Here is an 18,943-nt window from a genome sequence, read left to right as displayed (position 1 = left end):
GAAGGAGTCAGGCGAACCGGGGACAGTCCCGCCGGTCACAACCAGTCATAGCGACCGACGCGGCGTCATAGTCGAATTTGCAACAGGGAAACCATAGGCTCTACGAGGCAGTAAGTTCCCCCGATCCCGCGCACGAAAGAGCTCTCCCATGTCGCAGAACCCCCCTCAAGGCCCCCCTCCTCAGGGTCCGCAGTACAACCAGCAGCCCGGTCCCTACCAGGGCCAGCCGGGTCCCTACCAGGGCCAACCCGGTCAGTATCAGCAACCCCCGCAGAAGACGGGGAAAAAGAAGTGGGTCATCGGTTGTCTCGGCCTGATCGTCCTCGCCATCGTTTTCTTCGCTGGTTGCACGGCCCTCGTCGCTGGCGGTGGATCGGCTACTGATTCAACTTCCACCGGGAACTCGAATGGGTCCAGTGGGGAGAGTGCCACGGAGACTGAGGAAGCAACCGGCGCTGGCACGGTGACTCTGGAAGCCACGTCGACGACCACCGGCAACGTGATGTGGATGGACCTTGACGGTTCCAGCAACACCGAGGACTTCTCGGGCACTTGGACGAAGGAAATCGCTCTCAAGGACAGCACGGAGACCTACACCTTCACCGTTATGGGCGACCTGATGGACGACACCTCCGAGGTGACCTGCAAGCTCTACGTCGACGGTGAGCTTGAGGACGAGGCAACCGGGACCGGCTCGGCCGGGTCGGCTACTTGCACGCAGCCCCTCTGGTAACCCGTACGGGCAATGAAACGAGGACCCCCACCACGATTGGTGGGGGTCCTCGGGTGTCTCAAACACTGCTTACCTGTCGGCAGATTGTCCGCAAGACCTCCGAAAATAGGGTGTCATGGATTATGCCACCCCCTGCCCCCAACTTCCGTGCAAGCTAGCGTTATCCAGCGCTCATGGATGACCATAAACGGGTGTGGGGAAACCTGGTTCACATCTCGAAGCTAGGCCCGACCTTTGAAGCGGAGAGAGCCGATGCGGAGGATTCTTATTCGCTATTGGCGGGGGGATCTCAGCAATCTCCTGACCAGCCCGCCGTATCATCTACGACCGATTGGATACACCCTGATGAGATTCGCCGCCCTGCCGATCCTGCTCGCCTTCACCGCCCTGGCTTTGACCGGGTGCGGACCGCAGAAGAACGCCAGCTACGACGATGCCAACGAGATGCGCCAGACCGTGGAGGACGCCGGCGTGGCGTGCGGCGACGACGAGCAGAGCACCGGGCAGTACCCCGGGACGACGACCTTGATGTGCGATGAGAAGGTCATGCTCACCGTCCTGGGCTCCGATGACGCCGAGCGGGACATCAAGGACTCGCTCGAGGAGCTGGGCCTGAGCTACGTGCAGGCTGGGAACTGGATCGCCGCCTCCGGATACATCTCCCGCCTTGAGGAGGTCCAAGAGGCCATCGGCGGAAATCTGACCCGCATGGAGTAAGCAGCTGTCGGCGTCTCACCCGCCGTCCGCACAAATGGGAGGTGAAGGCAGCCGACCGTCCCGCCGGGTCGCCTGAGCGACACGCGCGCCTGCTCGTAGACCCGCGCGGGCAGGGCGAGGGTGTCGGTGTTCTCCGGCCAGCCGACGTAGAGGGTCGCCGTCCCCTCCCCCGTGCGCACCGCGCGCAGCCGGTTCACGTCCGGGCGCCGGTCGGCTAAGTTCGACTTCTCGACGACCTCACTGGGCACCTGCAGCAAGTCCAGCATGTCGTCCGGATCGGGGGGCGGGTCGCACGCGGCATCAGCCATGGTCCCAGGCTTCCGCGAAGACGACCCCGGTCAGTACATCTAGTCCTCGCGGGGGCTCGGATCGTTCTGGCGGGTCGATATTCACTTCGTCGCGGCAAAGCCTCCAGCCGGCCGGCGACTGGCCGACGTCACCGCGCGGAGTGCCGGCCCCGCAGATCAGCGGCTCAGAGCCCGACCTCATCCACCCCGTACGTCGCCTGCTCGGCGGTGTACCCCTCGAACATCAGCTGCTCGATGAGGCCCCCGCGGGAGAAGCCCGAGAAGTCGAGGTAGTTCTGGGCGGCCTTCGCGGCCTGGGCGTTGTAGTCGATCGGCAGGCTGTCGACGGCCACGGTCGCGTCCTCGGTCGAGTAGTCCTCGAAGACCAGCTGATCGATGAGCCCGGACCGCGAGAACGCGGTGAAGTCGAGGTAGTTCTGGGCCGAGCGCACCGCGTTCTGCTGCGCCAGCGTCAACCCCGACTGGTCGGCCTTCGGCTCCGGAGCCGGCGGCCCGGGCTGCACCGCCTCTTCGGCTTCCTCGGCGGCCTTGGCTTCCGCTTCGGCCTCTGCCGCTGCCTTGGCCTCGGCTTCCGCCTCCGCCTCGTCGGCGCGCTGCTCCGCTTCCGCGGCCCGCTCCTCGGCCTCCTGAGCCTTGGCCTCGGCATCGGCCACCCGCTGGTCCGCCTCGGAGGTGTCCTGGGTGACGGTGACCGTGGCCGTGGGGGTCGACGACGACACCTCTTCGGCACCGCACCCGCTCAGCAGCAGCAGCGCGGCGAGACCGCCCGAGGTCACCATGGCCGGTTTGTTGATTGTCTGCATCGTGGATCTCCTTCTGGTGCACCCGAGGCTCTGGCGGGTCGACGTCAGAGCGTCGGCGGTGACGCCCTCGACCACTCTCACGTGCGTGGTTCGCTTTCGTACACCATCCCACAGGCTGAGCTTTCACGGCTCGGACGACCGACCGCAGATGCTGGCTACCGTGCGCCCGGTGCCTGGCGGCGCGGTGGCTCAGGTCCGGCGGGACCGGCTCAGACAGTTCGGGTGAATCTCCATGAGCTGCCCGCCGTCCTCGCTCCAGCCCACGATGCAGAGGTGCGCGGGGGCGAGCTTGGCACGCACCCCAGAGTCGCGCAGCACCGCCCGCAGCGCGTCCTCGGTGGTGAGGAACGGCCGGTCCGCGGTGAAGCGCTCCAGGTGCTCGTCCAGCACGGCCAGCGGGACGCCCACCGGCCCGTCCAGCTCCGGGTCGGCCATCAGCCGCGCAGCCACGACGTCCTCGGTGCCGGACTGGTGCTCGGACATGGGGGTGCCTCTCGTTGGTGGTCTCCGCCCCGGCGGGGGCGCGCCCAGGCCAGCGAAGGTCGACTGCGACAGCGGTCATCCCTGACGGACGGCCTCGGTGGAACGGCTACTGCGCCCTGTTCACCAAGGCCCCTTGACCCCAGGGCCGTCGAACACGATGTTGGCGTAGAGGTTGACGACCACGTCGTCGTTGAACGGCTCGAACCTGCGCTCCGAGTTCCTCCGGGTCTCCGAACGCTCGACCAACAACTCCTGGGGCGAGTACGACCACGTCGGCAAGGACATCTCCTGCAACCTCGGGTCGATGAACATCGCGCTGGCGATGGACGGCGGCGACCCCGGCGCCACCGTCGGGACGGCCGTGCGCGAACTCACCGCGGTTTCGGATCTCTCCGACATCCAGATCGTCCCCTCGATCGCCGCCGGCAACGCCCGCTCCCACGCCATCGGGCTGGGCCAGATGAACCTCCACGGGTTCCTGGGCCGCGAGCGCATCCACTACGACTCCGTCGAGGCGGTGGACTTAACGTCCATCTACTTCGGAGTGGTGACCTACCACGCGGTGCGCGCGTCCAACCTGATCGCCATCGAGAAGCAGGCGACCTTCGACGGGTTCTCCCGCTCCAAGGAGGCCACCGGCGAGTACTGAGACAGGTACACGACCCGCGACTGGACCCCGGCCACCGACTCCGTGCGAGCGCTGTCCGAGAAGTTCGGCATCATGCTGCCGACCCGCGAGGACTGCGTGCAGCTCAAGGCCTCGGTCATGGAGCACGGGATCTACAACCAGAACCTGCAGGCCGTGCCGCCGACCGGCTCGATCTCCTACATCAACCACGCCACCTCCTCCATCCACCCGATCGCCTCTCAGATCGAGATCCGCAAGGAGGGCGAGCTCGGGCGCACCTACTACCCGGCGCCGACCACCACTGGCGGGTCGAACGGGCGCTCGACCGCCACATAGGCCCAGGTGTCGATCTCCTTGCCCGGACTGCCCGCGGGCAGGGAGAGGACCACGTCGCCGGGAGCCAACCCCCGCGCGGAGCGGTCGCCCTCGCCGAACGTCTCGCCGTAGACGGTGGCGAAGCCCGCGTGGCCGGCGGTCCGCAGCGTACGGTGCTTGTCCTGGTTGGAGTACTCCTGCAGCAGCGTCAGCGCGTGCACCCGGTCAACCGGCATCCCCAGCATCTGTCCCAGCCACGGGGTCACAGACTCGATCTGTCGCCCGGAGTCGACGAAGGACTGCAGGCAGGCGATCCGGTCTGACAACGCCCCGTCCGCCAAGCCGGGCAGACCGTCACGGCGCATCCGTTTGGTCCAGCCCCTCAGCGCAGCGTCGTCCCTGGCGATGGGGAAGGATGCGGCCTTCACCTGCTTCTCGGTCATGGGTCCCGGCACCGTTTCCGAGGCCAGGTAGAACACGACGTTGTCGAGAGCGGCGCGCAGCTGGTGGACGGCCTCGCTGAACAGCAGGGAAATCCGCGGCGGCACCGGGGCCACCGATCGAAGCATCAGACTCTTCGCCTGGTCGTCGACGCGCGACACCAGCTCCACCGGCCCCTGTCGGGACCACAGGTGGGAATCGTGGACCACCTGCAGGCACAACTCGTCGGCTCGCCCAACACGCAGCGCGACGTGGTGCAGCGACTCCAGCAGCCACGAGATGTCAGGCATGGTGCGGGAGCCTTTCCTCGGCGAACGACCGCGCCACCGTACCGAATGCCGACAGCACCGGAGGGCCGCACACGCGATGCGGAGTTCGTCCCGCTTCCCCGCACACAATGGGTCCGTGACTACCCCCGACACCAGCGCCCTGACCTCCCCCGCCACCGGGGTCAACGGATGGGCCGGTACCTCCTACGGGTTGCTGACAGTGCACCGCTTCCCCGTCGGGGATACCTTGCTCGAGTTCCCCCGCGGCGGAGCAGGCGCCGGCGAAGACGCTGCCGCGGCCGCGGTGCGCGAAATGGTCGAAGAGATGGGCCCGGCCTGGGCCGGGGCGACCCTGAAGCGGCTGGGGACCATCCACCCCGACTCGGGGCTGCTGACCACCGAGGTCACCGTCTACGCCGCCCACCTGGACTACGCCCCCGACACCGGCCACGTCGAGGGCATCACGGGAGCAGCGCAGGTCTGGGTGTCGGCCTCCGGGATGCCGCAGCTCATCGGCTCCGGGGCGATCACCGATGCGATGACACTGGCAGCGCTGGCTCTGGCAGTCTGCGCCCGCTGATCGGCTCGTACCGGCTCTGCCTCACCCGCCGCCGGCGGTCATCTCCGGTGGCGGGGTGAGGCCGAAGCGGCCGATCAGCTCGGGCATCGACTCCAGGTCCATCTCCAGGGCGTACCGGTCGCAGGCAGCCAGGAAATTCTCCAGGTCCATGTCCCGGTCGGGCCCGTAGTACTGACCGATCTCCTGGAAGAACTGCTCGAAACCGGCCGGGGAGATGATCTCCAGCAGCCGGGCCCGCTCCTGGCCGGGGTTCCAGAAGGCGTGCCACTGGTGCCGCGGCTTGAGCACCAGCTCCCCGGGCCCCGCCTCGTAGACGTCCTCACCGAGCAGCACGCCCATCCGGCCCTGAAGGACCACGGTGTACTCGTCCTCCCGAGCGTGACGGTGCAGCGGCGCGCCCAGCTCCTTCGGGTCCAGATAGTGCTCGACGACCGACAGGCGCCCCTCGGTCAGCTCCGGGGGCAGCATGGTCCGGGCGGTCAACGGACCCATCAGCGCAGTACGCCCGTCCTCGGGACCCACCGGCCCGTAGATCCTGGTCTCCATGCCATCAGGATCCCTCTGGGCACCCCTCGTGGCGCCGGCCTGCTGCTGGCCGTGGCACAACCGTGACCCGGTGACATCCTGCGGCCACCCCAGACGTGCTCGTACTACGGCGCAATGAGCCCGTGCGAGTGCGACACCTTCACCGAGATCGAGCTGACCCGCCGATGACCGAGCCTCTGTCGCGCCCCGCGACCCTGTCCATTCCTGTGGGCCACGGCTACACCTACCAGGAGAAGGCCACCAGCAAGCTGTGGATCCTCACCGGGCGACGCTCCGGCCGCCGGGTCGCTCTCGTCCACTCCCCCGGCGGCATGGCGCAGAAGGTGCATGACTTCCTGCCGATCGAGGAGCTGGAGGCCGAGTACGAGTTCCCGGCCTACAACCTCACCGACTACTGCTGCACCCTGATCTCCACCCACGCCAGCCCGCACCGCGGCTGCATCCTGCGCTGACCCGATTCCGAGCCCCCGGGTTCCCCGGCCGGTTCTACACCGCCCGGGCCCAGACGCGGCCCTGAGCGCCTCGCCCGCATCACCTGGTTCGAAGCCCCAGTTCCCTCCTGAACGACCGCTCCACCGCTAGGTTCTGACCAACAGCGCCACTCCAGCGCACCCTGACCGGAAGGCCCCCATGGGCGAGAACGCGACCGTCGAGACGGTCTTCGAACTGATCTTCCTCCTCCCGTACCTGATCAGCCCCGCACTGCTCGTGGCTCTGATCTCCGTCGCCGCCCCGATCTTTCGTCGGCGGCAGCCGGTCAACGCCGGGCGTCGGACCGCAGCGGTCATCTTCTCGCTGCTGTGCCTGTTCTGGGCGTTCCAGCTCATCGGCTGGGTCCTGGACCTCGGGGTCTACGGGATCGCGCTGATGACCGCATTGGTCGCCTCGGCGGCCGCTACCCTCATCCAGCTGGGCCGCGCACCTGCGGCCGGACCGAGCGGCAGCCTCCCGGCGCCCGGAGACGGGTAGGAGAGCCGCTGTGGAACAGGAGACAGTCTGGGCGCTCGAGGCGCTGATGTTCGCCCTGCCGCTGCTGGGTTACCCGGTGCTGATCATCGCCGCGCTCATCGTCGAGGCCCCGATCCTGCGCCGGGAGGCGGTCACCGAACGCCGGCGGACCGCGGCGACCGTGCTGGCGATCCTCTCGCTCATCGCCGCGGCGCCGCTGCTGATCATGGCCTGGTTCCTGGGGGTCTTCGGGCTGCTGCTGCTCGGCGGGCTGACCATCCCGGCAGTGCTCACTCTGGTGCGCCTGCGCAGGCTGCCCCACACACCTCCGACACCCTGACCGAAAGACCTCACTGTGGAGAACATCCCCCTGATCCTGTTCGGCGCCGGCTACTTCATCATCGGTCTGGGCATCCCCGCCGGGATGGTCGTGGCCCAGCTGATCCTCATCTGGCCGGTCATGCGTGGGGTCCGCCCCGTAGACCCCGGCCGACGCACCGCCGCCGGAGTGATCGCCCTGGTGTCCGTGCTCTCCGTCCTCCCGATGATCCCCGCCGCGCTGTCCGGCGCGATCTTCGCCGTGGCGATCGTGGGGGTGCTCGTGGTCGTCTCCGCCCACACCCTCTTCCAGCTGCACCGCACCAGCCCTGCGCTTCCGATACGGGGCACCGGTGGGTACTGACCCGCTGCTCGGAGCGTCCCCGCTGCTGGGACCGGTAATCCTCACGATCGTCCTGCTCTCTCTGGCCGGGACCGCGGGCCCGGTGCTGCGTGGACACGAGGTGCTCCCCTCCCGTATTCGGGTGGCACGACTCGCTTCGGTCGCAATGCTCCTCGCCCCGGTACCCGTCGTGCTCACCGAGAAGGCCGGCGGCCTGCACGGGTTCATCATCGTCGCCGGCCTCGTCCTCGTGGCCGCTGCCACGCTTCTGCGAGCGCGTCGTGCAGCATTCTGAACCGCCGGAAGGGCGTGACCGCCGAAAGGTGGAGCGCGTTCCGCCGCCACCGGCCCGCGAGGACAGCGACAAGATCTTCGTCGTGATCATCGTGGCGGTGCTGGCGCTGGTCACCATGGCCATGGTCGAGGTCCAATTCATTGCCCTGATCCATGAGGGTGCCACCAATGCCTGCGTCTCCCCTCCCGCCGGCTTCGGCACCCTGCATCCCACCGGCACCGCCGAGTTCTCGGTCCTTCCGCCACGCCTGGTCTGTCACTACCGGGTGCGCGCCGACCCGGGGACCACGCTGGCGGACAACATGTACGGCGGCGGCACGACGGCTTTCTGGGTCTGCACCACGGTGCTCGTCGCCTGTGCTGCCAGCGGGCTCATCCTGCGCCGAGGTGCGAACCGATGACCCGTCGACGCATCTTCGAAGTGGACGCCTGGAGCTGCCTGGCCCCGCACCAGAAGGGCCTGCTCATCGGGCTCGGGATCGGTGCGGCCCTCTGGGCGTTCACCGGGACGCTGTCGTGGATCGCCGCCGGCGTCGGACTCGGTTCCGGCCTCGGACTTCTCCTGGGCCGGCGCCGGGCGCACAACCACAGGCCGGCCCGCACGTCTGTCCTGAGACTGTCCACGACCCCACGGCCGCGTCGCACGCCCTCGCCCCGGGTGCTGACCGAGGAGCAGCGCGAGTCCAGCCTGTACGCGGCCGCTTGGTTCAACGGCACCCGGATGGCCGAAGGCAAGACCGACCGCGCCGGGGCCCTGAAACACATGCGAGAGACCATCGGGGGCTTTCCGCCCGAGCGCTACGAGACCCAGCTGGACGCTGCCCTGTCCGGCATCGAGGAGGCCAAGGCCAGGGTGGCCGCTCGCCGCGCCAAGGACATCGCCGAGGCCCGTCAGCTGGATGCGCTCAACGCCGTCTTCGAGCTGCACTACTTCAACTGCCGGTTCTCCGGCCACATCGGGGAGTACGGGCTGGGTCCGATCAACCTCTCTGAGGCGTTGGGAGACCTGTTCGACTGCGAGCAGATCGACGAGGCGGTCACGCGCTCCGACGCCCTCATCGAAGAAGGCTGGAGCTGCGCGTACTACCCCGACGACAACGGCCGGCAGGTCCAGCAGCTGCGCGAGCACCACCCCGGCTACACCGACGCCCACCTCCACCAGGCCGCCGACTGGGGCTACTTCATGAATCGCTGACCCTCCCTCGCCGGGGCGCGTCCGCACACCTGGACGCCATGACGACCCAGACGCCCGCCGCGCCCGACTGCCCGCTGATCCGGCCCGACCGGCTCAGCGAGCCCGCCCAGTCCTCCACTCCCAGCTGAGGCGCCCCGTATCTCGCCGCGGGGCACAGAGCTGCGCGGAGGACTACCCCGAACTCGTCACAGAGCTGGTCGACGCCGGCCTGGCCACCACCGACTGGAAGAGACGCCTGGACCGCGACGCGACCACCCTGTGGGGCGTGACGTGGCGGCGGGAACGCGGGGACTTCGGCGTGGCGATCTGCTCACCGTTGGCGGTCCGTTTCCATGCGCGGCTGATAGGGAGAGTCGAATGGTCGTGGGCTGTTGTGAGATCGACTGGGCGCAGGGCCGTGGCTTCGGCGTAGCGCAACCCCGAGTGTGCCAGCAGGTGGATCGAGCCTGACCAGCGCGGATCGATGGTCTCTCCAATAATGCGCACCTCTCCGGGGTGAGGACGACGGCATCGCGCTGACGGCTGGACCCGGGACCACGGATGCCCTGAGCCGGATCGGTGTCGATGAGCTTTTCGTCCACAGCTCTCGCCAGGGCAGCCGGAAGGAGGGCGTGGATCTTCTTCCGCGTCTTGGGCGCGACGAACAGAGTGTTGAACCACAAGGCCATGTCGGCGCGCGTGGTCTTGTCCACTGGTCGGGTGTTCAGGCTGGGAAGGATGTGCTCGGCGGCGAGACGCTCATGCCTGACACGTGTGCCGGATTCCACGCCCGTCAACGCCTCGATGTGCCCCGTGACGACATCGGCGAGCTCAGGGGCTTGGCAACGGAGCTCAGCGGCGGACCGGGCGGCCAGGCGGAAGGAATTGCCGTTGGCATCGAGGAAGTCCTTGAGCATCACGGCTTCGCGGTGGTCGTCGACAGTGCGTGAGGTCTGCTCGCCACTGTCCTGCTCGCGCCACAGCACCGCCCGCGTCGGGGATCCGTCCTGGTGTGCGCGCTGTCTGATGCTTGCCATGGCGATGACAACAGCCCCGCCGTCAACAGGATTCTTGGTCCTGTCAACGACGGGGCTGCCGTCTTCGGCCCGACTGGGCCGTTATCTGTGCGCGAGGGGGGACTTGAACCCCCACCCTCTAATACGAGGACTAGCACCTCAAGCTAGCGCGTCTGCCTATTCCGCCACCCGCGCGAGTGGATCCAGGTGAAACGTCGTGCCGTTTCCGGCCGCTCTCCCTGAACGCAACAGAAAATAAGTTACCACATGCGGGCCTGGGGTTCACATCGGCGCGGCTCCGGGGTCGCCCGCGGGGCGCGGCCGAAAAAATGATGAAAACTCGTCGGTAGGCGCTCTCCCGGCTTCCGCCACGACCCGGCATGCGGTTGAATGTGTCCTGAGCGTCTCCCGGATTGTCCAGCTGACCTGGGACGATGCTCACTCGAGAGAAGCGTCCCAGCCACCGGGGTGCCCCCGTCCCCGCCGGCGACGCAGGCTCTCGGGGTGGCCGGGGACCCCCCTCACCTGTGCCGGCGGCGGCCGCCGCCGCCCCGTGCTCCCACGGGCCCACGGTGGCCGCCGCCTCTCCCGCGCGGCGCCACCGGCCACGGCGGCCGGCAGCGCCGCGCGGGACTCACAGCACGGAGCGGTAGACCTCCACGGTCCGCTCGGCGATGGACTCCCACGCGAAGTGCTCCTCGGCGCGGCGCCGGCCGGCGGCGCCCATCGCCCGGGCGCGCTCCGGGTCGGAGACCACCTCGGTCAGCGCGGCCGCGAAGTCGGCCACGAACTTCTCCGGATCCACCGGCGTGCCGGTGCCGTCCTGGGCCTGCTCGATCTCGACCAGCCGCCCGGTCTCGCCGTCGACGACGACCTCCGGGATGCCGCCCGTGGCGGAGGCGACCACGGCGGTGCCGCAGGCCATGGCCTCGAGGTTGACGATCCCGAGCGGCTCGTAGACGGACGGGCAGGCGAACGCCGTGGCGCCGGAGAGGATCTGGACGATCTCGCGGCGCGGCAGCATCTTCTCGATGAGCACCACCCCGGACCGGGTGGCCCTGAGGTCGTCGATGAGCGCGTTGACCTCCGCGCCGAGCTCCGGGGTGTCGGCGGCGCCGGCGCACAGCACCAGCTGCACGTCCTCGGGCAGCCGGGCCGCGGCGCGGAGCAGGAACGGCACGCCCTTCTGCCGGGTGACGCGGCCCACGAACGCCACGGAGGGCCTGGCGGGGTCGATGCCGTAGGACTCGAGCACGTCGGTGTTCTCGTCGCGCACCCACTGGCTGACGTCGATGCCGTTGTGCACGGTCCGGACCCGGTCGGGGTCGACGTCCGGGTAGGACCGCAGGATGTCCTGGCGCATCCCGTCGGAGACGGCGATGATCGCCGCGGCCGACTCGTAGGCGGTCTTCTCCACGAAGGAGGACACCGCGTACCCGCCGCCGAGCTGCTCGGCCTTCCAAGGCCGCAGGGGCTCCAGGGAGTGGGCGGAGAGCACGTGCGGGATGCCGTGCATCAGCGATGCGAGGTGCCCGGCCATGTTGGCGTACCAGGTGTGGGAGTGCACCAGGTCGGCGCCGGCGATGTCGCCGACCATGGCGAGGTCCACCCCCAGCGTCTGGATCGCGGCGTTGGCGTCGGCCAGTTCCGCAGGCACGGGGTACGCCTGGACCTCGACGCCGTTGACCCGTGGTTCGCGCGGAGCGCCGAAGCACCGCACCCTCAGGTCGACGAGCGGGGCCAGGACCCGCGAGAGCTCGGACACGTGGACTCCGGCGCCGCCGTAGATCTCGGGCGGGAACTCCTTGGACAAGATATCTGCTCGCACGGTTCCGAGCGTACTGCAGGAACGCCCCGCCGCCACGGGGAATCTCCCGCAGGGGACGCCACGCCGTGCGCGGGGTGACACATCCCGACTCCTGTGCGGTCGGTCACCCCCCTTCGCGGCTGTTAAGACACAATGAAGGCGCCTGTCGAGTGGTTCCGCGCCGCGAGGCGGAGTTGTTGCGCCCGATTGCCGAAGAAGTCAGAGAGGTTCCCATGCCGCACCGTAAGAAGGTACTCGCGATCGTCCTGGCCGGAGGCGAGGGCAAGCGCCTGATGCCGCTCACCGAGGACCGTGCCAAGCCCGCGGTGCCCTTCGCGGGCGGCTACCGGCTCATCGACTTCGCGCTGTCCAACATCGTGAACTCGGGCTACCTCCAGGTCGTGGTGCTCACCCAGTACAAGTCCCACTCCCTGGACCAGCACGTCTCCCAGACCTGGCGCCTGTCCACCCAGCTGGGCAACTACGTGGCCACCGTCCCGGCCCAGCAGCGGCGGGGCAAGGAGTGGTTCCTGGGCTCCGCCAACGCCATCTTCCAGTCGATGAACCTCATCGACGACGCGAAGCCCGACATCGTGGTGGTGGTCGGCGCCGACCACGTGTACCGGATGGACTTCTCGGCGATGGTCGACTTCCACATCGAGTCCGGGGCCCGCGCCACCGTGGCCGGCGTGCGCCAGCCGATGGAGATGGTCACGTCCTTCGGCGTGATCGAGACGGACCCCGACGACGTCACGAGGATCACCCGGTTCGTCGAGAAGCCCGAGAGCACCGCACCCCTCCCGGACGACCCCAACGCGTTCTTCGCGTCGATGGGCAACTACGTCTTCGACACCGACGCGCTCATCGAGGCCCTGCGGGCCGACGAGTCGAAGGAGGGCACCAGCCACGACATGGGCGGCGACATCATGCCCTGGTTCGCGGACCGCGGCGAGGCGGCCGTCTACGACTTCACGAACAACGACGTCCCGGGCTCCACCGAGCGGGACCGGCAGTACTGGCGGGACGTCGGCACCCTGGACTCGTACTACGACTCCCACATGGACCTGATCCGCCCGCTGCCGGTGTTCAACCTGTACAACTACGCGTGGCCGCTCTACACGCACGAGATCCAGGCGCCGCCGGCCAAGCTGGTGCGCGGCCCGCGAGGCGAGGGCGGGATCGCCACGGACTCGATCCTCTCCCGCGGGGTGCTCGTCACGGGCGGGCGCGTGAGCGAGTCGATCCTCTCCCCCAAGGTCCTCGTGCACAACGACGCCACCGTCAACCAGTCCATCCTGCTGCCCAACGTGGAGGTCGGCGAGGGCGCCGTCGTGGAGCGGTGCATCCTCGACAAGAACGTGGTGGTGCCCCCCGGCGTGAAGGTCGGCGTGGACGCGGAGCAGGACCGGGCCCGGGGCCTGACCGTGACCCCGTCCGGCCTGACGGTCGCCCCGAAGAACTTCCGCTTCGAGAACTGACCGCTCCGGCCCCCGAAAGCCGGCGTCCGACGGCGTCACCGCACCGCGTCCCCCGTGGTGCGGTGACGCCGTCTCTTCGCGGCCCCGTCACATCCCGGGCGCCGAGAGCACCGAGGCCGCACACTTCCGGGGACACGGCCCGCACCAGCGGACCAGAACGAGGGACAGGAATCGATCCCGGTCCGGGCGCCCGGATCCACCGGAACGGCGTTCCCCCAGGTCAGAGGCATAGCATCCGCCATCGACAGCACGGGGGACAGTGCAGATCCGAGGCACTTCTGCCTACATGCAATGTCATGTGATTTCCCTACGGTGAGAACCGATCCAGAACACCGTCTCTCACCCCTCGGAGATCACCATGAACCCCTCCCTCCGCCGAGCGCTGCTCGTCGCCCCCACTGCCACCGCCCTGACCTTCTGCGGCTTCACGGGTGCTCTTGCCACCGATCTGGGCCCCGGACCCGGACAGCAGATCGTACCGGCCTCCGCCACCGCAGCGCCGGCCCCGTGGACGACGACGGCCGCAGGCAACGGCGGACACGGGAACGGCGGCCAGGGCTCCGACGGCACCACTCCCGGCAACGGCCACAACGGCAACGGCACCCAGGGCAACGGCGGCCAGGGCTCCGACGGCACCACTCCCGGCAACGGCCACAACGGCAACGGCACCCAGGGCAACGGCGGCCAGGGCTCCGACGGCACCGACCCCGGTGAGGGACACCACGGCACCGATGGGCACGGTTCCGACGGCACTGCCCCCGGTACCGACCACGAGGGCTCCGACGGACAGGGCAACGGTGGAGCGACCCCTGACGACGGAGGCCACGGCAACAACGGCCAGGGCTCCGACGGCGCCACTCCCGGCAACGGCACCCAAGGCAACGACGGCACCGACCCCGGTGAAGGACACCACGGCACCGACGGGCACGGTGCCGACGGCACTGCCCCCAGTACCGGCCACGAGGGCTCAGACGGCCAGGGCAACGGTGACCAGGGCAACGGTGGCCAGGGCTCAGAAGGTGCCACGCCCCGCAGCGGCACCGACGGACCCGTGTCTGCGCCCCTCCCGCCGGACCGGGATGCCCTCCCTGCGCCGACCCCCCTCGCCCCGTCGCCGGCCCCCACGTCTCCCGGCGTCGAGGACTCCGGCCCCCGGGCGCCGAGGCCGGTGCACCCTGTCGTGCCGGCGGACGCGGACCTGCGTCCGGTCGACTCGGTCCGTGCCCACGTGGTCCTGCCGGCGCTCCAGGGGACCGCCGATGACCGGCCCCCGGCCGCACCGGGCGTCCCGGCCGCAGCCACCGCCGCCGCGAGCTCGCCGGCGACCGGTCTCGCGCTGTCCGTCTCCGACCCCGTCCGGGTTCCGCCTGCCCAGCCGGACTCCTTGGCCTACACGGGCGTGCCCGGCGGCGTGCTGCCGGCGGGTGTGCTCGGCGCGCTGCTCCTCGTGCTGGGTGCGGCTCTGCGCCGCAGGCGGGCCTGAGGCGGCACCGTGCCGTCGATCCCGGACACCGCCCTCCGCGGTCCGGACGCACGCGTCCGGACCGCAGGCCTCCGTGCCGCGGGAGGACGTCGCCGCGGCGCAGGACCGGTCGTGCTGATGGCCTTGGGGCTGGCGCTGCTGCTCGTGCCGGTGTGGCATCTGTGGGGGACGGATCTCGTGGCCGCACAGGCCCAGGAACGGGCGGTGGTGGCGATGAGCGACCGGCTCGAGCAGGCGGGCTCCGCCCCCGGGACGGAGGCCGGCGGCGGCGGAGCAGGGACGCCCCCGGTGACGGCGCGGCCACCGTACGGGCAGCTGATCGGCCTCGTCTACGTCCCGCGGTTCGGTGACGACTACGCCCGGCCCCTGGCGGAGGGAACGGACCCCGGCGTGCTCGACACCCTGGGACTGGGGCACTACCCGTCCACCGCGATGCCGGGCGAACCCGGCAACTTCGCGATCGCCGGCCACCGGCAGTCCAAGGGGAAGGCGCTCGACCTGGTGCACACCCTGCGGCCGGGCGACCGCATCCACGTGCGCACGGCCGAGGCCTACTACACGTACTCCTACCGGAGCGGCGAGGTGGTGGCCCCGGACGAGACACGTGTCCTGGCCCCCGCTGCCGGAGCCGGGAGCCGGATCCTCACGCTCACCACGTGCCACCCGCGCTGGGGAGCCACCGAGCGCTTCGTCGGCCGCGCCGAGCTGACGTCCTGGCGCCCGGCGTCCGCCGGCCCTCCGGCCGAGATCGCCGCGGCGGTGGCCGGGGACCGGGTCCGAGGGGAGCCCGCCGGGCACCGCGTCAGGCGGTCTGGGTGACCTCGACCTGGACCTGCAGCCCCGAGGTGCCCCCACCCCCGGTGACCATGCCCTTCAGCGGGGTGACGTCGGTGTAGTCGCGGCCGCGGGCCACCGTGACGTGGAAGTCGGTGAGCTGCGTGTGGTTGGTCGGGTCGTAGGCGTACCAGCGGTCGTTCCACCACTCGACCCACGCGTGGGACTCCCCCGGCACGGTCGTGCCGATGCCCGCCTCGTAGTCCGGGTGCAGGTAGCCGGAGACGTAGCGGGCGGGGATGCCGATGTGCCGCATCATGCCGAGGGCCACGTGCGCGAGGTCCTGGCACACGCCCTTGGCCTCCCGCCAGGCGGCCTCCGCGTCCGTGTGGACGCCGGTGACCCCCGGGACGTACTGCATGTGCGTGGCGATGCCGCGGAAGATCGCGGCGGCCGCCGCCGCCGGATCGGCCGCCTCGCGGCGGATCTCCTCGGCGATCCTCTCGAGCTCGGGCCCCAGCCGGGTGAGCGGGGTCTGCGGCACGAAGTCGGAGACCGCGTCCAGGACCTCGGGGGTGGCCAGCTCCGCCCAGCTCAGCCCGTCCGCGACCTCGTCGCCGGGGCGCCGGTGCACCTCCACCGTGGCCGAGGAGCGGACCTCCAGGTGCCGGTGCCGGCCCTGGATGTCGAAGGCCGCGACCCGGGTGCCCCAGTAGTCCCGGTAGTTGCTGACCGTGGCGATCCCCGGGCTCAGCGTGAGCTCCGCCTCGAGCACGACCTGCTCGTCGTCCGTGAGGGGGGTCATCCGGGCCTCGTTGTAGGACTTGGAGACGTTGTCGTTGTAGTCGTAGCGGGTGACGTGGTCGATCTTGAGCCGGGTCACAGCATGCCTCCGAACCAGGACGCCTCGACGGCGTGCGAGAAGTACTTGGTGCTCACGGCCTCCGACGCGTTGGCGCACGCGGCCTGGACGTTGTTCAGGTGCTCGGGCAGCACCGCGATGAGGTCCAGCGCGTGGTGGAACTCCAGGGACGTGCGGGCCTCGCCGATGATGCGGCGGGCGTCGTCCTTGAAGCCGACCCGCTGCAGGCCGGGCTCCAGGCCCACGAGGATCTCCTCCGCCGTGGTGAGCGCGTGCAGGATCGAGCGCGGGAAGAGCCGGTCCAGGAGCAGGAACTCGGTCGCGGACTCGTCGCTGAACGTGCCGTACCGGGTGCGCAGGAAGGCCTCGTACCCGCCGGCGCAGTGCAGGATCGACACCCACGACATGCCGGACGTGGACGTCGACCGGGTCCACAGCAGCCGGGACGTCATGTCGGCCCGCTCGATCGCCGCGCCCAGGGACAGGAACATCCAGGACTCGTCGTGGGACATGGTCATCTGGATCTGTCCCCGCACGGTCGCCATCCGCTCGATGGTCCAGTGGCAGACCCGGAAGGTGCCGACGACGTCGCGGCGGTGCTGGCCCAGACCGTAGTAGGTGGAGTTCAGCGACTCCCACATGGCCGAGGACACGGTCTCCCGGGCGCGGCGGGCGTTCTCGCGGGCCGCGTGCAGAGAGCCCGAGATGGAGGTCAGGCAGTCCTTGTTCCACGCGAGCTCGTGGATCAGCGACCGGACGCTGTGGTCGCCGTCCCCGGGCTCCACGCCCATCACCGCCATGATGCGGCGCACCTCGGCCTCCTGCTCGCCCACGGGCAGCTGCGTGATGCGCTCCAGGTGCACGTCGAGGATCCGCGCCACCCCGTCGGCCCGTTCCACGTAGCGGCCGATCCAGAACAGGGACTCGGCAATACGGCTCAGCATGTGGGCCCCTCTCCGGTGCGGGTCGCGTCGGTGGCGGATGCGGTGGTGGACGCGGCCGTGCCCCCGGCGGCGCCGGGAGCAGTCACCGCCTGCTGCTGCTGTTGTTTCTGCTGGCCGGTGTCGCCCTCGTCCTGCCAGGACGCGGAGACCGGCCACGTGTGCACCGAGGAGTCGACGTCCTGGGGCGGGGCCTGGCCGGGGTCGAGGTCCTGGGTCTGCGGCTGGCCGAGCACCCAGGTGTCCTTCGAGCCGCCGCCCTGCGAGGAGTTCACGATCAGCGAGCCCTTCTGCATGGCCACGCGGGTCAGCCCGCCGGGCAGCACGTAGACCTCGTCGCCGCTGTTCACCGCGAAGGGCCGCAGGTCCACGTGCCGGGGGCTGAACCCGCCCTCCGCGAAGGTGGGCACCGTGGACAGCTGCAGCACCGGCTGGGCGATCCACCCGCGCGGGTCCGCGAGCACCTTCGCCCGCAGCTCCTGGAGCTCCGCCTCGGTGGCCTGGGGGCCGATCACCAGCCCCTTGCCGCCGGAGCCGTCCACGGGCTTGACCACGAGCTCCTCCAGGTGCTCGAGGACGTACGCGCGGGCCTCGTCCTCCTCCAGCCGGTAGGTGTCCACGTTGGGCAGCACCGGCTCCTCGTCGAGGTAGTACCGGATGAGGTCGGGGACGTAGGAGTAGGTGAGCTTGTCGTCGGCCACGCCGTTGCCGATGGCGTTGGCGATGGTCACGTTCCCGGCCCGTGCCGCGTTGACCAGCCCCGAGCAGCCCAGCGCGGAGTCCGAGCGGAAGTGCAGCGGGTCGACGAACTCGTCGTCGATGCGCTTGTAGATCACGTCCACGCGCTGCTCGCCGTCGGTGGTTCGCATGTAGACCTTGTCGCCGCGGACCACGAGGTCGCGGCCCTCCACGAGCTCCACCCCCATGAGCCCGGCCAGCAGGGTGTGCTCGAAGTAGGCCGAGTTGAACACCCCCGGGGTGAGGACCACCACCGTGGGGTCCTCCGCCGCCTCCGGGGCCGTCGCCCGCAGCGCCTTGTACAGGTGCCGGGGATAGGCCTCCACGGCGCGGATCGGCTGCGACATGAACGCCTCCGGCAGGCCCTTGGTCATGGCCCGCCGGTTCTCGATCACGTAGGAGACCCCGGAGGGCACGCGCACGTTGTCCTCGAGGACCCGGAACACGCCCGCCTGGTCCCGGACCACGTCGATGCCCGCCACGTGGATCCGCACCCCGCCCGGGGGCCGGAAGCCCCACACGGCCCGGTGGAAGTGGGCCGAGGAGGTGATCAGCGCCTTCGGCACGATCCCGTCGGCCACCACCCGCTGCTCCCCGTAGACGTCGTCGAGGAAGCACTCCAGGGCGCGGACCCGCTGCTTGACCCCGCGCTCGATGACGTCCCACTCACCGGCGGTGATCACCCGCGGCACGATGTCCAGCGGGAAGGGCCGCTCCTCCCCCGCGAAGTCGAAGGTCACCCCCCGGTCCAGGAAGGACCGGGCCATGGAGTCGGCGCGGGTGTTGACGTCGCTGAGCGAGAGGTCGTCCAGCACCCCGCCCACCTGGTCGTAGCCGGGCCGGATCCCCTGGTCCGCCGTGAACATCTCGTCGTAGGCCGCCGCCACGGCCATGTCGGTGGCGTAGTTCTCGAACAGGTCGGACATGTCGGGCGATCACAGGCC

General features: G+C 69.8%; 22 protein-coding genes, 1 tRNA gene and 1 pseudogene. 15 read left to right on the top strand and 9 right to left on the bottom strand.

Annotated elements, in window-relative coordinates; genetic code table 11:
- Positions 1-148 precede the first annotated feature (148 nt).
- Together ACPYN7_RS08340 and ACPYN7_RS08335 are read left to right on the top strand one after the other, a co-directional pair.
- On the top strand, positions 149-733 hold the full coding sequence (locus ACPYN7_RS08340) for a hypothetical protein (protein ID WP_424347333.1): 585 nt from the start codon (positions 149-151) through the stop codon (positions 731-733).
- Positions 734-1,078: 345 nt separating this feature from the next.
- Positions 1,079-1,450, top strand: a complete 372-nt coding sequence (locus ACPYN7_RS08335) for a hypothetical protein (protein WP_424347332.1) — start codon at positions 1,079-1,081, stop codon at positions 1,448-1,450.
- Between the two features lie 472 nt (positions 1,451-1,922).
- Here ACPYN7_RS08335 and ACPYN7_RS08330 read toward each other — a convergent pair whose 3' ends face one another.
- Together ACPYN7_RS08330 and ACPYN7_RS08325 are read right to left on the bottom strand one after the other, a co-directional pair.
- Positions 1,923-2,561, bottom strand: coding sequence for an Ltp family lipoprotein (locus ACPYN7_RS08330; RefSeq protein ID WP_424347331.1), 639 nt, complete (start codon positions 2,559-2,561; stop codon positions 1,923-1,925).
- A 189-nt stretch (positions 2,562-2,750) separates the two neighbouring features.
- Positions 2,751-3,044 (bottom strand): hypothetical protein, encoded by a 294-nt coding sequence (locus tag ACPYN7_RS08325; RefSeq protein WP_424347330.1) that lies wholly within the window; start codon positions 3,042-3,044, stop codon positions 2,751-2,753.
- A 199-nt stretch (positions 3,045-3,243) separates the two neighbouring features.
- Here ACPYN7_RS08325 and ACPYN7_RS08320 point away from each other — a divergent pair.
- Positions 3,244-3,975: pseudogene (locus ACPYN7_RS08320) on the top strand (class 1b ribonucleoside-diphosphate reductase subunit alpha); the annotation flags it as partial.
- Here ACPYN7_RS08320 and ACPYN7_RS08315 read toward each other — a convergent pair.
- The gene (locus ACPYN7_RS08315; protein ID WP_424347329.1) at positions 3,954-4,718 is read right to left on the bottom strand and encodes a hypothetical protein; all 765 of its coding nucleotides are present in this window, start codon (positions 4,716-4,718) and stop codon (positions 3,954-3,956) included. The pseudogene ACPYN7_RS08320 and the gene ACPYN7_RS08315 overlap by 22 nt on opposite strands.
- A gap of 115 nt (positions 4,719-4,833) precedes the next feature.
- Here ACPYN7_RS08315 and ACPYN7_RS08310 point away from each other — a divergent pair, with 115 nt between their 5' ends.
- Positions 4,834-5,277: an NUDIX domain-containing protein gene (locus tag ACPYN7_RS08310; protein WP_424347328.1), complete on the top strand. Its 444-nt coding sequence runs from the start codon at positions 4,834-4,836 to the stop codon at positions 5,275-5,277.
- A 21-nt stretch (positions 5,278-5,298) separates the two neighbouring features.
- Here the strand turns inward: ACPYN7_RS08310 and ACPYN7_RS08305 are convergent, their stop codons facing one another.
- The gene (locus ACPYN7_RS08305; RefSeq protein WP_424347327.1) at positions 5,299-5,823 is read right to left on the bottom strand and encodes a cupin domain-containing protein; all 525 of its coding nucleotides are present in this window, start codon (positions 5,821-5,823) and stop codon (positions 5,299-5,301) included.
- 164 nt (positions 5,824-5,987) lie between these two features.
- Between ACPYN7_RS08305 and ACPYN7_RS08300 the strand changes: the two genes are divergently transcribed.
- The 8 genes from ACPYN7_RS08300 (at position 5,988) to ACPYN7_RS08265 (ending at position 9,850) form a co-directional block, all read left to right on the top strand.
- Positions 5,988-6,275: a hypothetical protein gene (locus ACPYN7_RS08300; protein ID WP_424347326.1), complete on the top strand. Its 288-nt coding sequence runs from the start codon at positions 5,988-5,990 to the stop codon at positions 6,273-6,275.
- A gap of 178 nt (positions 6,276-6,453) precedes the next feature.
- Positions 6,454-6,792, top strand: a complete 339-nt coding sequence (locus tag ACPYN7_RS08295) for a hypothetical protein (protein ID WP_424347325.1) — start codon at positions 6,454-6,456, stop codon at positions 6,790-6,792.
- A gap of 10 nt (positions 6,793-6,802) precedes the next feature.
- Positions 6,803-7,111, top strand: coding sequence for a hypothetical protein (locus ACPYN7_RS08290; protein ID WP_424347324.1), 309 nt, complete (start codon positions 6,803-6,805; stop codon positions 7,109-7,111).
- Positions 7,112-7,126: 15 nt separating this feature from the next.
- Entirely contained in the window at positions 7,127-7,453 is a 327-nt protein-coding gene (locus tag ACPYN7_RS08285; RefSeq protein WP_424347323.1) for a hypothetical protein, read from the top strand.
- Positions 7,443-7,727: a hypothetical protein gene (locus ACPYN7_RS08280; RefSeq protein WP_424347322.1), complete on the top strand. Its 285-nt coding sequence runs from the start codon at positions 7,443-7,445 to the stop codon at positions 7,725-7,727. The genes ACPYN7_RS08285 and ACPYN7_RS08280 overlap by 11 nt, the downstream gene beginning before the upstream one ends.
- Positions 7,714-8,127 carry a hypothetical protein gene (locus ACPYN7_RS08275; protein WP_424347321.1) on the top strand — a complete coding sequence of 138 codons (414 nt, stop codon included), beginning with the start codon at positions 7,714-7,716 and terminating at the stop codon, positions 8,125-8,127. The genes ACPYN7_RS08280 and ACPYN7_RS08275 overlap by 14 nt, the downstream gene beginning before the upstream one ends.
- Complete coding sequence (locus tag ACPYN7_RS08270) at positions 8,124-8,921, top strand: hypothetical protein (protein ID WP_424347320.1); 798 nt, start codon at positions 8,124-8,126, stop codon at positions 8,919-8,921. Before ACPYN7_RS08275 ends, ACPYN7_RS08270 begins: the two co-directional genes overlap by 4 nt.
- 611 nt (positions 8,922-9,532) lie before the next feature.
- Positions 9,533-9,850: a hypothetical protein gene (locus tag ACPYN7_RS08265; RefSeq protein ID WP_157571448.1), complete on the top strand. Its 318-nt coding sequence runs from the start codon at positions 9,533-9,535 to the stop codon at positions 9,848-9,850.
- Positions 9,851-10,025: 175 nt separating this feature from the next.
- On the opposite strand, the gene ACPYN7_RS08260 is transcribed toward ACPYN7_RS08265, so the two are convergent.
- Positions 10,026-10,111 (bottom strand) — tRNA-Leu (locus ACPYN7_RS08260).
- Between the two features lie 439 nt (positions 10,112-10,550).
- A complete protein-coding gene (gene glgA, locus ACPYN7_RS08255) occupies positions 10,551-11,744 on the bottom strand; it encodes a glycogen synthase (RefSeq protein ID WP_058874990.1) in 1,194 nt (397 codons plus the stop codon).
- A 212-nt stretch (positions 11,745-11,956) separates the two neighbouring features.
- On the opposite strand from glgA, the gene glgC reads away from it, so the two are divergent.
- From glgC to ACPYN7_RS08240, 3 genes are all read left to right on the top strand, one after another.
- Positions 11,957-13,201, top strand: coding sequence for a glucose-1-phosphate adenylyltransferase (glgC, locus tag ACPYN7_RS08250; protein WP_058874991.1), 1,245 nt, complete (start codon positions 11,957-11,959; stop codon positions 13,199-13,201).
- 358 nt (positions 13,202-13,559) lie between these two features.
- Positions 13,560-14,684, top strand: a complete 1,125-nt coding sequence (locus ACPYN7_RS08245) for a hypothetical protein (RefSeq protein ID WP_424347319.1) — start codon at positions 13,560-13,562, stop codon at positions 14,682-14,684.
- A gap of 117 nt (positions 14,685-14,801) precedes the next feature.
- Positions 14,802-15,503 (top strand): class E sortase, encoded by a 702-nt coding sequence (locus ACPYN7_RS08240; RefSeq protein WP_424347349.1) that lies wholly within the window; start codon positions 14,802-14,804, stop codon positions 15,501-15,503.
- On the opposite strand, the gene ACPYN7_RS08235 is transcribed toward ACPYN7_RS08240, so the two are convergent.
- Genes ACPYN7_RS08235 through ACPYN7_RS08225 form a run of 3 tightly spaced genes read right to left on the bottom strand, consistent with a single transcriptional unit; the run spans position 15,487 to position 18,925 of the window.
- Entirely contained in the window at positions 15,487-16,341 is an 855-nt protein-coding gene (locus tag ACPYN7_RS08235) for a transglutaminase family protein (RefSeq protein WP_424347318.1), read from the bottom strand. The genes ACPYN7_RS08240 and ACPYN7_RS08235 overlap by 17 nt on opposite strands.
- Positions 16,338-17,264, bottom strand: a complete 927-nt coding sequence (locus ACPYN7_RS08230) for an alpha-E domain-containing protein (protein ID WP_058874995.1) — start codon at positions 17,262-17,264, stop codon at positions 16,338-16,340. Before ACPYN7_RS08230 ends, ACPYN7_RS08235 begins: the two co-directional genes overlap by 4 nt.
- Positions 17,258-18,925 carry a circularly permuted type 2 ATP-grasp protein gene (locus ACPYN7_RS08225; protein WP_424347317.1) on the bottom strand — a complete coding sequence of 556 codons (1,668 nt, stop codon included), beginning with the start codon at positions 18,923-18,925 and terminating at the stop codon, positions 17,258-17,260. The genes ACPYN7_RS08230 and ACPYN7_RS08225 overlap by 7 nt, the downstream gene beginning before the upstream one ends.
- Positions 18,926-18,943: the final 18 nt, after the last annotated feature.

The sequence above is a fragment of the Kocuria sp. CH-021 genome (assembly GCF_049716185.1).
GTDB classification, from domain to species: domain Bacteria; phylum Actinomycetota; class Actinomycetes; order Actinomycetales; family Micrococcaceae; genus Kocuria; species Kocuria cellulosilytica.
The sequence above is the reverse complement of the archived record's forward strand: the minus strand, read 5'-3'. Positions and strand labels throughout refer to the sequence as shown.